This window comes from Pseudomonas sp. AC532, assembly GCF_979258965.1.
Window position 1 is genome coordinate 3,184,794 of sequence record NZ_OZ409888.1, and the last position, 12,283, is coordinate 3,197,076.

Sequence of the window (12,283 nt, forward strand, 5' to 3'; positions counted from 1 at the left end):
ATGGCCCAGCAGCTGCCCTCGCTCAATGCCCTGCATGCCTTCGAGGCTGCGGCGCGGCTGGGCAGTGTCAGCCGTGCGGCAGGTGAGCTGCATGTCACCCACGGCGCGGTCAGCCGGCAGGTGAGGACGCTGGAGGAGCAACTGGGCGTGGCACTGTTCGTCAAGGATGGCCGCGGCCTGAAGCTGACCGAAGCGGGCGTACGCCTGCGTGATGTCAGCGGCGAGACTTTCACCCGGTTGCGCCAGGTGTGCGGTGAACTGCGCCAGCGCGAAGCGGACACGCCCTTCGTGCTCGGTTGCCCCGGCAGCCTGCTGGCGCGCTGGTTCATCCCGCGGCTGGACCGGCTCAACGGAGCATTGCCCGAGCTGCGCTTGCAACTATCTACCAGCCAGGGCGAACTGGACCCACGCAGCCCCCAGGTGGATGCCACCCTGCTGTATGCCGAACCGCCGTGGCCGGCGGACATGCACGTATTCGAGCTGGCGCGGGAATCCATCGGGCCGGTGATCAGCCCGCGCCACCCTCGATTCCTGGAACTAAGCGAGGCCGCCCCCGAGGCGTTGCTGCAGGAGGCGCTGCTGCACACCACCTCGCGCCCCCAGGCCTGGCCGCAGTGGCTGGCGGCGATGAATCTGCAGCCTGCGGACATGCGTCTGGGGCAGGGCTTCGAACATCTGTATTACCTGCTCGAGGCTGCGTCGGCTGGCCTTGGCGTGGCCATCGCACCGTTGCAGCTGGTGGCCGACGATCTCGCTGCAGGGCGGCTGGTCGCGCCCTGGGGCTTCGTGCAGACCGAGGCGCAGTTGTCGCTCTGGGTGCCGGAGCGGCGCAACGGTCAGCGCGCCGAGAGGCTTGCCGATTGGTTGAGAACAGCGTTGCAAACCGCGAGTTGAGTCGCCTGCAGCGCAGAACCTTGTTTCTCGGGCATCGGTCATAGCAGCGGCCCTCACACATCTTCCGGGCCATCACTGACAGAGAGGGATGTGCCCATGAACAAGACGCTGATCACAGGGTTGCTGCTGGCCGGCAGCGCTACCCTGGCTCAAGCCGAGCCGCTGAATATCGAGGGTATTGGCCTGTCGCGCGACGTTTCCTGCAAAGGCCAGGACGTGAACATCAGCGGCAATGCCAATGTGATTCACCTGACGGGTGATTGCGGCGCGGTGCTGGTCTACGGCAGTGAGCACAAGGTGACGCTGGCTACCGCCAGGTCGCTGACCGTATCGGGTGCCGAGCACGAGGTAGTTGCCGAGCGGGTCAATGCACTAAGCGTCGACACCACCGAAAACCAGGTGCGTACAACCGTTGCGGGCGGCGAGCAGCCAGCGCTGGTCGAGGTGACGGGCGCCGATCAGGAGCTGGACCTGCAGTTCGACGGGCCGGTGAAGCTGGATGTCAGCGGCACCAACCAGCAGGTGCTCTGGCGCGGCGAGGAGCCGGAGGTACAGATGAGCGGCATCGACAACCAGGTCGAGCGCCAATAGAAACGGGCGCCCCGAGTGGGGCGCCACGTTGATCAGTCCACGTCGGTGAACTGGATGATTTCCACCCAGTAACCGTCCGGATCCTTGATGAAGGCGATGTTACTCATGCGGCCGTCGGTCAGACGCTTCTGGAAGTCCACGCCGAGCTCTTCGAAACGCTGGCAGGCGGCCTTGATGTCCGGTACCGCCACGCACAGGTGACCGAAGCCACGCGGGTCGCTGTTGCCGCTGTGGTAGGAAAATGCCGGATCCTTCTCGGTGCCGTGGTTGTGGGTCAGCTCCAGTACGCCGGGAATGGACTTGCGCCATTGGTGGCGAGCCTCCGGGTCTGCCGGGATCTGCGACTTGTCGGCAATCAGCGCGAGGAAATACAGGCTGAATTCGGCCTCGGGGAAATCCTTCTTTTCCAGCAGGGTGAAACCCAGCACGCGGGTGTAGAAATCCAGCGACTGCTGAAGATCCTTCACGCGAATCATGGTGTGGTTGTAGACGAAGTCCGCCGTGGCCACGTCCGGCTTGCCGGTCACGCCGGGCAGGGTGTTGAGTTCATCGAGGGTCATGGGGATCTCCATCAGGTGAGTGGACGATTCGAAAAGTCATGAGGTCAGTAGATGGCCTCGTGGGGTGGGTTTTTCAAGGTGGGTGGCGTTTGAAGGTGGGTCTGCAATCGGCGATCTATTGTGGGAGCGGGCCATGCCCGCGATTTTTCGCGCGCATGGCGCGCTCCCACAAGTACTGCGTTGAATCACCATCAAACCTCCAACCCAATCATCTCGGCCCGTACTTGCTCGCCATCGATATGCAGAATGGCCACCCCAATCGGCAGCTTGAAGCGCCGCGGGCCGGCGCTGCCGGGGTTGAGGTAGAGCACGCCGTCGCGCTCCTCATGCAGCGGCTTGTGCGAATGGCCGGCAATCACCACGTCGATGCCTTCAGCCCTGGGGTCGATGGCCAACTGCTTTAGATCGTGCAGCACGTACAGGCTGACCGCGCCGAAGCGCAGCGTCAGGCGCTCGGGAATGCCCTCGGCCCAGGCGTCGCCATCATTGTTGCCGCGCACCACCGACAGCGGCGCGATGCGTTCGAGCTCGGCGAGGATCTGCGGCCCGCCGATATCGCCGGCATGGATCAACTGGTCGACGCCCTGCAGCGCCGCCAGTGCCTGGGGTCGCAACAGGCCGTGGGTGTCGGCGATGATGCCAATCTTCATGATGCGCTCCTATGCAGGGATATGAGCGCTGCGTATTTAAAACGTTCTGCTTGGGAAAACGCGCTACGGTAATGTCGCCCGGATAACAAGGCTGGTTTTGCTGGTGTCGATTGCGCGTTGGCATTGGTCCAGCGCATCCGTCATCTGCTGGAGAGTTGGGCCAAGATCGATACCTAGCTCACTCAGTGCGCTGAGCTCGTCAAAGCCCTCCAAGACATCTCTCAGTTCCGCGCTGATCGGCCATGTTGTCAGCGCGCACTTAAATACCGGACGACCAAGAGACCAGACTCCTGTTTCCAATGTTAGGGCACCACCTTTGATACCTTCGAGAATGCCTCTAGCTAGGGATGCTATGTAGAACTCGCTGGCGTTCTCTTCGAATTCCAACCTCAAGGTTTGCATTAGTTGGGCAGGCCTTTTAAGTAGGGATGGATATGAAGAAGCCCGGCATAGAGCCGGGCTTCTTTGTGTTGCTGGGCTGAAAATCAACCGTCCAGCATCGCCTTGTTGCGCACCGCGCCCTTGTCGGCGCTGGTGGCGAGCAGGGCGTAGGCTTTCAGCGCCGTGGTCACCTTGCGTGGGCGCTGCTCGACCGGTTTCCAGCCTTTCTTGTCCTGCTCGTGGCGGCGATGGGCGATTTCCTCGTCGCTGACCAGCAGGTTGATGGTGCGGTTGGGGATGTCGATCAGCACCTTGTCGCCATCCTGTACCAGGCCGATGGCGCCGCCAGCGGCGGCTTCCGGCGAGGCGTGGCCGATGGACAGGCCCGAGGTGCCGCCGGAGAAGCGGCCGTCGGTGAGCAGGGCGCAGGCTTTGCCCAGGCCCTTGGACTTCAGGTACGAGGTCGGATAGAGCATTTCCTGCATGCCCGGGCCGCCTTTCGGGCCTTCGTAGCGGATGATCACGATGTCGCCGGCCTTCACCTCGTCATTGAGGATGCCGCGCACCGCGCTGTCCTGACTTTCGAAGATCTTCGCGTTGCCTTCGAACACGTGGATCGACTCGTCGACACCGGCGGTTTTCACCACGCAGCCGTCGAGCGCGATGTTGCCGTACAGCACGGCCAGGCCACCTTCTTGCGAGTAGGCGTGTTCGACACTGCGGATACAGCCGTTTTCACGGTCATCGTCCAGGGTGTCCCAGCGGGTCGACTGGCTGAACGCGGTCTGGGTCGGGATACCGGCAGGGCCGGCCTTGAAGAAGTGGTGCACCGCTTCGTCGTCGGTCTGGGTGATGTCCCATTTGGCGATGCCTTCGGCCATGGAGGTGCTGTGCACGGTCGGCAGGTCGGTGTGCAGCAGGCCGCCACGGGCCAGGGAGCCGAGGATGCTGAAGATCCCGCCAGCACGGTGCACGTCTTCCATGTGGTACTTCTGGATGTTCGGCGCGACTTTGCACAGCTGCGGCACGTGGCGCGAGAGACGGTCGATGTCGCGCAGGTCGAAATCGATCTCGGCTTCCTGAGCTGCCGCCAGCAGGTGCAGGATGGTGTTGGTGGAACCGCCCATGGCGATGTCCAGCGTCATGGCGTTCTCGAACGCCTTGAAGTTGGCGATGTTGCGCGGCAGCACCGAGTCGTCGTTGTCGCCGTAGTAACGCTTGCACAGCTCGACGATGGTGCGGCCGGCCTGCAGGAACAACTGCTCGCGGTCGCTGTGGGTGGCCAGCGTGGAACCGTTACCCGGCAGGGCCAGGCCCAGGGCTTCGACCAGGCAGTTCATCGAGTTGGCGGTGAACATGCCGGAGCACGAGCCGCAGGTCGGGCAGGCGCTGCGCTCGTATTCGGCGACTTTTTCATCCGATGCCGTGCTGTCGGCGGCGATGACCATGGCGTCGACCAGGTCCAGGCCGTGGCTGGCCAGCTTGGTCTTGCCGGCTTCCATCGGGCCACCGGAAACGAAGATCACCGGGATGTTCAGGCGCAGGGCGGCCATCAGCATGCCGGGGGTGATCTTGTCGCAGTTGGAGATACAGACGATGGCGTCGGCGCAGTGGGCGTTGACCATGTACTCCACGGAGTCGGCGATGATCTCGCGGCTCGGCAGCGAATAGAGCATGCCGTCGTGGCCCATGGCGATGCCGTCATCGACGGCGATGGTGTTGAATTCCTTGGCCACGCCGCCGGCCTTCTCGATCTCGCGGGCGACCAGCTGACCCAGATCCTTGAGGTGCACGTGGCCGGGCACGAACTGGGTGAAGGAGTTGGCGATGGCGATGATCGGTTTCTTGAAATCTTCGTCCTTCATCCCGGTGGCGCGCCACAGGGCACGGGCGCCGGCCATGTTGCGGCCGTGGGTGGAGGTTTTCGAGCGATAGTCAGGCATGGCGGTTTCCTGCGGCTAATCAGATATCTGGTTATGTGCGAAAGGTGAGCGCGTTGGCCGAGGGTGAGCGGCAGATGGCCGCCTGGTCGGTGATGCCGCACAGGCAGCGTCGGGTAACGTGCATGCGGTTTGGGGCTCACTAGCCCGCCGAAGGATGGTTGGCGAGGAATGAGCCCGATTCTACGCCGCTCGGCGCCGCAGGGGAAAGAGCGCCCGCCGATTGGTGGGCGCCGGGTCATCAGCTATTGGGCAGCAGGCGCACCGTCAGGCTCTTGATGTAGCGGGTTTCGGCGATGGCCGGATGCATCGGGTGATCCGGGCCCTGGGCGCCGCGCTCGAGCAGTTGGATGTTGCGATCCAGATGACGCGCGCTGGTCAGCAGGATGTTCTGCAGGTTGTCTTCTTCCAGGTGCATGGAGCAACTGGCGCTGACCAGGATGCCGTCCTTGTTGAGCAGACGCATGGCGGCTTCGTTGAGGCGGCGGTAGGCGGCTTCGCCGTTCTTGATGTCCTTCTTGCGCTTGATGAAGGCGGGTGGGTCGGCGATCACCACGTCGAAGCGTTCTTCGGCGGATTTCAGTTCGCGCAGCGCCGCGAACACGTCGCCCTCCACACAGGTGACCTTTTCCGCGAAGCCATTGAGCGTGGCGTTGCGCTCGACACCATCGAGGGCGAAGGCCGAGGCATCCACGCAGAACACTTCGCTGGCCCCGAAGGCCGCGGCCTGGACACCCCAGCCGCCGATGTAGCTGAACAGGTCGAGCACCCGCTTGCCCTGCACGTAGGGCGCCAGGCGCGCGCGGTTCATGCGGTGGTCATAGAACCAGCCGGTCTTCTGGCCCTCGATCACCGGTGCCTCGAACTTCACGCCGTTCTCTTCCAGAGCGACCCACTCCGGCACCACGCCAAAGGCGGTATCCACGTAGCGCTCGAGACCTTCGGCGTCGCGTGCGGCAGAGTCGTTCTTGAGCAGTATGCCGCTGGGCTTGATGACCTGTATCAGCGCAGCCAGCACGTCATCCTTGTGACGCTCCATGGCCGCCGACGCCAACTGCACCACCAGAATGTCGAAGAAACGGTCGACCACCAGGCCAGGCAGCAAGTCGGAGTCGCCGAACACCAGGCGATAGCAGGGTTTGTCGAACAGCCGTTCGCGCAGGCTCAACGCCACGTTGATGCGGTGCACCAGCAGGGATTTGTCCAGCACGTGCTTGACGTCACGCGACAGCAGGCGGGCGCAGATCAGGTTGTTGGGGCTCAGGGCGACGACGCCCAGCGGTTTGCCGCCGGCGGCTTCGAGGATCGCCTGGTCACCGGCCTCGAAGGCGTTGAGCGGTGTCACGGCGACGTCGATCTCGTTGCTGTAGACCCACAGGTGGCCGGCGCGCAGGCGTCGGTCGGCGTTGGCTTTCAGGCGCAGGCTGGGCAGGGACATGGTGGGCTCCGTCGGGAAAAAACGCGCATTCTAAACGAGGAGCCTGGTGGGCGCTTGGTGAGCGATGAAAAAGCGCGCGTCCGTTGGTCTATCGAGCGTTGCGCTCGCAGGCAGCCTGGCAGTCTGGAGCGGCTACCGGCCGGCGCGCGGCCAGGCACCGCGCGCGGGCCTGCGGCCCTGGTCAGGCAGCAAGGGCGTCGATCAGCTTCTGGTTGAAGGCCGGGATGTCGTCGGGCTTGCGGCTGCTGATCAGCTTGCCGTCGACCACCACCTCCTGGTCGACCCAGTTGGCGCCGGCGTTTTTCAGGTCGTCGGTCAGCGACGGCCAACTGGTCATCGTCTTGCCCTTGACCAGGTCGGCGGTAGCGAGAATCCAGGCGCCATGGCAGATCACCGCGATCGGCTTGTTGGCGCGTGCGGCGTCCTTGACCAGCTCCACGGCCATTTCGTCGAGGCGGATGGTGTCGGAGTTGACCACCCCACCAGGCAGCACGATGGCGTCGTAATCCTCGATGCTGGCGGTGTCGAAGGTCTTGTCGACCGTGAAGGTGTCAGCCGGCGTGGTGTGGTTCCAGCCGGTAACCTTGCCGGTCTTGGCGGAGAGGATGTCAGCCTTGGCGCCGAGTGCTTCGAGTGCCTCCTTGGGGCCGGTCAATTCGGCCTGTTCGAAGCCGTCGGTAACCAGCAGGGCCACGCGTTTACCGCTCAGGGACTTGCTCATCAAAACACCTCTATGAGTAGGATGACTGAGTGAATTTCGGGTCATCGTGCGGGCAGAAGTTCAGGCAAATTGACGGCGTGCAGATTTACTGTGTAACCGGCGGGTAAAAAGTCATCTTGCACAGGGTAGACTGTGCGCTCAATCACCTTTTCAGCCCGTCCCCCCATGGAAAAAGAACTCTCCGCCGAGCAGATCCAGACGTTTCTGCAGGGCATCAGCGTGCCGCCGCAGCCGCAGATCATGGTTGACCTGCAGTTCGAGCAATACATGCCCAGCCCGGATCTGAAGGCCATTGCACGGCTGATCAGCCAGGATCCGGGGCTCTCCGGCGCGCTGCTGAAGATCGTCAACTCGCCCTATTTCGGCCTGGCCAATCGCATTGGCTCGATCCAGCGGGCGGTCAACCTGCTGGGCAGTCGCTCGGTGATCAACATGGTCAACGCGCTGTCGATCCGCGGCGAGATGAGCGATGACACCATCGTCACCCTCAACCGTTTCTGGGACACCGCCCAGGACGTCGCGATGACCTGCCTGACCCTGGCCAAGCGCATTGGCTACGAGTCCGTGGATGAGGCCTACACCCTGGGTCTGTTCCACAACTGTGGCATTCCGCTGATGCTCAAGCGCTTTCCCGACTACATGACGGTGCTCGAGGAATCCTACGCCAGCGCCAGTGCCGAGCGGCGTATCGTCGACACCGAGAACCGCCTGCTCAACACCAACCACGCGGTGGTCGGCTACTACACCGCCAAATCCTGGAACCTGCCGCTGCACCTGTGCGAGGCCATCGCCAACCACCACAATGCGCTGGTCATCTTCACCGATGACAATGGCCACGACGCGCAACTCAAGAACCTGCTGGCGATCCTCAAGATGGCCGAGCATATCTGCCGCAGTTATCAGGTGCTGGGTAGCCAGGACGAGGACCATGAGTGGCAGAGCATCGAGCCGCTGATCCTCGATTACGTCGGCCTTTCCGGGTACGACTTCGAGAACCTGCGCGAAAGCATTCGCGACCTCGGCGCCGCCTGACTGGCGTCTGCCAGGTTGTTGACGGCGTAGCCAGGCAGCCCCTAGGGTGGCTGCCTTGCCCTCCTGTTCGAAGTAGCCGCCATGCCCGAATTGCCAGAAGTCGAAACCACCCGCCGAGGCATCGCGCCGCACCTCATCGGTCAGCGGGTCAGTCGGGTGATCGTGCGTGAACGGCGCCTGCGCTGGCCGATCCCCGAGGATCTCGACGTGCGCCTGTCGGGTCAGCGTATCGAAGCCGTGGAGCGCCGCGCCAAGTACCTGCTGATCAAGGCCGAGGTGGGTACGCTGATCAGCCATCTGGGCATGTCCGGTAACCTGCGCATGGTCGAGGCCGGCTTGCCGGCGGCCAAGCACGAGCACGTGGATATCGAGCTGGAATCGGGCCTGGCGCTGCGCTACACCGACCCGCGGCGCTTTGGTGCGCTGCTATGGAGCGAGCTGCCCCTGGAGCACGAGCTGTTGGTGCGCCTGGGCCCCGAGCCGTTGACCGATCTGTTCGATGGCGAGCGCCTCTACCAGCTGTCGCGCGGCAAGGCCGTGGCGATCAAGCCATTCATCATGGACAACGCCGTGGTGGTGGGGGTGGGTAACATCTATGCGACCGAAGCGCTGTTCGCCGCCGGCATCGATCCGCGCCGCGCTGCCGGCACGGTCTCGCGGGCCCGCTACGTACGCCTCGCCGAGGAGATCAAGCGGGTGCTGGCCCACGCCATCGAACGTGGCGGTACCACCCTGCGTGATTTCATCGGTGGCGATGGCCAGCCGGGGTACTTCCAGCAGGAGCTGTTCGCCTATGGGCGCGGCGGCCAGTTCTGCAAGGCCTGCGGCAGCACCCTGCGGGAGGTGAAGCTGGGCCAGCGTGCCAGTGTTTATTGCCCGAAATGCCAGCGCTAGGTTGCTTCGTCGGCGCGGATGACCAGTTGCTCAGCGATTGACGGCCATCACGCTGACAATTGCCGGCTCGCTGTTATAGTTACCGGCATCGACCGTATACCTCTGAAGGATCGCCCCATGAAACTGTTTCGCTCTTGCGCTGCTGTTCTGGCGCTGACTGCTGCCTCGCTGGCGCTCACTGCCAATGCGCAAGAAGTGCAGCAGAACGCCAGCGGAGACCCCCTCTACACCGTTCAGGCCCCGGATGGCTTTGCCATGCTCGGTGACCTGCTGATCGCCCGCCCGCTGCTGATCGGCGCCACCGCCATCGGCGCGGTTGCCTTCGTCGTCGCGTTGCCGTTCTCGGCCATGGGTGGCGGTATCGGGGCCACCGGTCGCGCGCTGGTGGTCGAGCCTGGCAAGGCTGCATTCGTGCGCTGCCTGGGCTGCACCGGTGACGGCTACAACCAGCGCCAGTAATCGCGCCGGCTCGACATGCAAAAGGCCCCTGGCGCTTGCCGCGTCAGGGGCCTTTTTGCTGGCTGCGTTTGCGGGGGCGGGCGCTGTGCCTAGCGCACGTCGCTACTGCCAACGCCGCGCGGATCGCTGGCCGCTTCCACCTTGCCGCTGGCCTTGTTCCAGCGCAGCACCTGCTGGTTGCCATAATCCCGTTCGACGTTCTTGAGCGTATGCCCGCGTGCCTGCAGCTCGTCGAGCTGTGCGGCGCTGAAGGCAGTTGGCTCGTGCTCGATGACGTCCGGCAGGTACTGGTGGTGATAACGCGGCGCCGCTGGCCAGCGCTCGATGGGCTGGCCATCCAGGTACTCGAGGATCGACAGCAGCACCATGCTCGGAATGCGGCTGCCGCCCGGCGTGCCGAAACTGGCGAACTCGCCTGGGCTTTCCAGGAAGGTCGGGCTCATGCTCGACAGCGGCCGCTTGCCGGCTGCGATCGCGTTGGCGTGGCTGCCGGCCAAGCCGTAGGCATTGGCGCCGGCCAGGTCGGCGGCGAAGTCGTCCATCTCGTCGTTGAGCAGCACGCCGGTGCCAGGCACGGTGAAGGCGGCGCCGAACGGCAGGTTGATCGACAGGGTGGCGCTCACCGCATTGCCATCGGCGTCCAGCACGGTGAAATGGGTGGTGTGGTCGCCTTCCTTCCAGGTGCCGGCAGGCGGCAGCTCGCTGCTCGGCGTGGCGCGCTGCGGGTCGATGCTGTCGCCCAGGCGTTGCAGGTAGTCCGGGTTGAGCAGGCGGGCGGTGGGGCTGTCGACGAAATCCGGGTCGCCCAGCAGGCCGCGGTCGCGGTACACGCGACGCAGGGTCTCGACCACCAGGTGGCTGCGCTGCGCCGGCTCGGCGTCGCGCCAGGGCAGGCGCTGGAGAATCAGCAGGCTCTGCGCCAGCGCCAGGCCACCGGCCGAAGGCGGCGGTGCGCTGATCAGCTCGCGGCCTTCGGCCAACGGTACACGAATCGGCTGGCGCTGCACGGTGCGGTAGTCGCGCAGGTCCTGCAGCGTCCAGATGCCGCCGGCGGCGCGTACCCCAGCGACCATTCGCTCGGCCAGCGGCCCGGTATAGAAACCGTCGCGGCCGCTACGGGCCAGCGCCAGCAAGGTGTCGGCCAGCTCGGGCTGGCGCAGCAGCGCACCCTCCCGGGGAACCTCGCCATCGCTCAGGAACAGCCGCGCGGTTTCCGCATCGTCGCGCATGGCGGCCAGGCGCATGCCGGCCCGCTGGCGGTATACGCGGTCGACCGGAAAGCCCTCGCGAGCCAGGCGGATGGCCGGAGCCAGGCTGTCGCGCAGGGGCAGGCGACCATGCTCTTCGGCCAGCACCACCAGCGCCGCCGGCAGGCCGGGAATCGCTGCGGCGAGCGCGCCATCACGCGACAGCGCCGCCTGCACCTGGCCGTCACGCCGATAAAGGTCGGCATGGGCCGCGCCAGGCGCACGCTCGCGGGCATCGAGAAAGTCGTAGCTGGCATCGGCGTTGCGCAGCAGGAAGAACCCGCCGCCGCCCAGTCCAGAGCCATAAGGCTCGACCACGGCAAGGGCTGCACTGATGGCCACGGCGGCGTCGAAGGCGTTACCCCCGAGCGCCAGGGTCTCCTGGCCGGCAACGGTGGCGGCCGGGTGGGCCGTGGCAATGGCACTGTGGCCGGGTCGTTCACCGGCCTGCAGGCCTAGGCTGCACAGCAGGAACAGCGCACCGAACAGCCCCGTCACAGCACGGTGGCCGCGCAGCGAGCGGCGCATGCTCAGGCCTTGCCGGTAAGGGTTTGGTATTTCTCCATGAGCTGCTCCTTGCTCTCGACGTTGTTCTCGTCGAGGGGGATGCAGTCCACCGGGCAGACCTGCTGGCACTGGGGCTCGTCGTAGTGGCCCACGCATTCGGTGCACAGGTTGGGGTCGATCACGTAGATCTCCTCACCCTGGGAGATCGCCGCGTTCGGGCACTCGGGTTCGCAGACGTCGCAGTTGATGCAATCGTCGGTGATGATCAGGGACATGAAGGGCACGCTCCTGCCGGGCCACTGGCCGCGACACATTCAAACAGGAATGCATGATTGTGCCGGATTGTCGCCGCCAGCGCACGCCCGGGCGCCATACGGAGCAACGCCCCTGCGCGGCCTGTGGGATTACCGCGCGGGCGCATGTGCTTAGCGAGCCTTGAAACGTTCGGTCAGCGCTTCGGCCACGGCAGGGTGCACGAACTTGGTGATGTCGCCGCCCAGGTTGGCGATTTCCCGCACCAGCGTGGAAGAGATGAACGAGTACTTCTCGGAGGGCGTGAGAAACAGGCTTTCCACATCCGGCGCCAACTGACGGTTCATGTTGGCCAGCTGGAACTCGTATTCGAAGTCCGACACTGCACGCAGGCCGCGCAGCAGCACGTTGGCGCCCTGTTCCTTGGCGAACGAGGCGAGCAGTGTGGAAAAGCCGATCACTTCGACGTTGGGCAGGTGCCGGGTGACTTCCCGGGCCAGCTCCACGCGTTGTTCGAGGGAGAACAGCGGGTTCTTCTTCGGGCTGGCAGCGACCGCGATGACCACGCTGTCGAACAGGCGCGAGGCGCGCTCGACCAGATCGCCGTGCCCCTTGGTAATGGGGTCGAAGGTGCCCGGGTATAACACTCGATTCATCGTGACGTCCTGGCAGGCGCGTTGGGGAGTCGGATGGTAGCGCAGCCTGCCGGGGCGGGCA

At 64.6% G+C, this 12,283-nt stretch carries 14 protein-coding genes; 5 read left to right on the top strand and 9 right to left on the bottom strand.

Annotated features, from left to right (window positions below; translation table 11 throughout):
• Positions 1 to 894 carry a LysR family transcriptional regulator gene (locus ACZ0AV_RS14945; RefSeq protein WP_499151754.1) on the top strand — a complete coding sequence of 298 codons (894 nt, stop codon included), beginning with the start codon at positions 1 to 3 and terminating at the stop codon, positions 892 to 894.
• 96 nt (positions 895 to 990) lie between these two features.
• Entirely contained in the window at positions 991 to 1,485 is a 495-nt protein-coding gene (locus ACZ0AV_RS14950) for a DUF3060 domain-containing protein (RefSeq protein ID WP_499151755.1), read from the top strand.
• Between the two features lie 32 nt (positions 1,486 to 1,517).
• Here the strand turns inward: ACZ0AV_RS14950 and gloA are convergent, their stop codons facing one another.
• The 6 genes from gloA to ACZ0AV_RS14980 form a co-directional block, all read right to left on the bottom strand.
• Positions 1,518 to 2,045, bottom strand: a complete 528-nt coding sequence (gene gloA / locus ACZ0AV_RS14955; RefSeq protein ID WP_499151756.1) for a lactoylglutathione lyase — start codon at positions 2,043 to 2,045, stop codon at positions 1,518 to 1,520.
• Between the two features lie 191 nt (positions 2,046 to 2,236).
• On the bottom strand, positions 2,237 to 2,695 hold the full coding sequence (locus tag ACZ0AV_RS14960; RefSeq protein WP_499151757.1) for a metallophosphoesterase family protein: 459 nt from the start codon (positions 2,693 to 2,695) through the stop codon (positions 2,237 to 2,239).
• Between the two features lie 63 nt (positions 2,696 to 2,758).
• Positions 2,759 to 3,082 carry a hypothetical protein gene (locus tag ACZ0AV_RS14965; protein ID WP_499151758.1) on the bottom strand — a complete coding sequence of 108 codons (324 nt, stop codon included), beginning with the start codon at positions 3,080 to 3,082 and terminating at the stop codon, positions 2,759 to 2,761.
• Between the two features lie 98 nt (positions 3,083 to 3,180).
• A complete protein-coding gene (gene ilvD / locus ACZ0AV_RS14970) occupies positions 3,181 to 5,019 on the bottom strand; it encodes a dihydroxy-acid dehydratase (RefSeq protein ID WP_499151759.1) in 1,839 nt (612 codons plus the stop codon).
• A 238-nt stretch (positions 5,020 to 5,257) separates the two neighbouring features.
• The gene (locus ACZ0AV_RS14975; RefSeq protein ID WP_499151760.1) at positions 5,258 to 6,454 is read right to left on the bottom strand and encodes a class I SAM-dependent rRNA methyltransferase; all 1,197 of its coding nucleotides are present in this window, start codon (positions 6,452 to 6,454) and stop codon (positions 5,258 to 5,260) included.
• A 181-nt stretch (positions 6,455 to 6,635) separates the two neighbouring features.
• The gene (locus ACZ0AV_RS14980; protein WP_499151761.1) at positions 6,636 to 7,175 is read right to left on the bottom strand and encodes a type 1 glutamine amidotransferase domain-containing protein; all 540 of its coding nucleotides are present in this window, start codon (positions 7,173 to 7,175) and stop codon (positions 6,636 to 6,638) included.
• A gap of 219 nt (positions 7,176 to 7,394) precedes the next feature.
• Here ACZ0AV_RS14980 and ACZ0AV_RS14985 point away from each other — a divergent pair, with 219 nt between their 5' ends.
• The 3 genes from ACZ0AV_RS14985 to ACZ0AV_RS14995 all read left to right on the top strand — a co-directional run bounded on the left by ACZ0AV_RS14985 (position 7,395) and on the right by ACZ0AV_RS14995 (position 9,560).
• The gene (locus ACZ0AV_RS14985; protein ID WP_499153371.1) at positions 7,395 to 8,207 is read left to right on the top strand and encodes an HDOD domain-containing protein; all 813 of its coding nucleotides are present in this window, start codon (positions 7,395 to 7,397) and stop codon (positions 8,205 to 8,207) included.
• Positions 8,208 to 8,288: 81 nt separating this feature from the next.
• Complete coding sequence (gene mutM / locus ACZ0AV_RS14990; protein WP_499151762.1) at positions 8,289 to 9,101, top strand: bifunctional DNA-formamidopyrimidine glycosylase/DNA-(apurinic or apyrimidinic site) lyase; 813 nt, start codon at positions 8,289 to 8,291, stop codon at positions 9,099 to 9,101.
• Between the two features lie 117 nt (positions 9,102 to 9,218).
• Complete coding sequence (locus ACZ0AV_RS14995; protein WP_499151763.1) at positions 9,219 to 9,560, top strand: multidrug transporter; 342 nt, start codon at positions 9,219 to 9,221, stop codon at positions 9,558 to 9,560.
• Positions 9,561 to 9,649: 89 nt separating this feature from the next.
• Here the strand turns inward: ACZ0AV_RS14995 and ggt are convergent, their stop codons facing one another.
• The 3 genes from ggt to coaD all read right to left on the bottom strand — a co-directional run bounded on the left by ggt (position 9,650) and on the right by coaD (position 12,222).
• The gene (gene ggt, locus ACZ0AV_RS15000; RefSeq protein WP_499151764.1) at positions 9,650 to 11,335 is read right to left on the bottom strand and encodes a gamma-glutamyltransferase; all 1,686 of its coding nucleotides are present in this window, start codon (positions 11,333 to 11,335) and stop codon (positions 9,650 to 9,652) included.
• A 2-nt stretch (positions 11,336 to 11,337) separates the two neighbouring features.
• A complete protein-coding gene (locus ACZ0AV_RS15005) occupies positions 11,338 to 11,589 on the bottom strand; it encodes a YfhL family 4Fe-4S dicluster ferredoxin (RefSeq protein WP_499151765.1) in 252 nt (83 codons plus the stop codon).
• A gap of 150 nt (positions 11,590 to 11,739) precedes the next feature.
• A complete protein-coding gene (coaD, locus tag ACZ0AV_RS15010) occupies positions 11,740 to 12,222 on the bottom strand; it encodes a pantetheine-phosphate adenylyltransferase (protein WP_499151766.1) in 483 nt (160 codons plus the stop codon).
• Between the last annotated feature and the right edge of the window lie 61 nt (positions 12,223 to 12,283).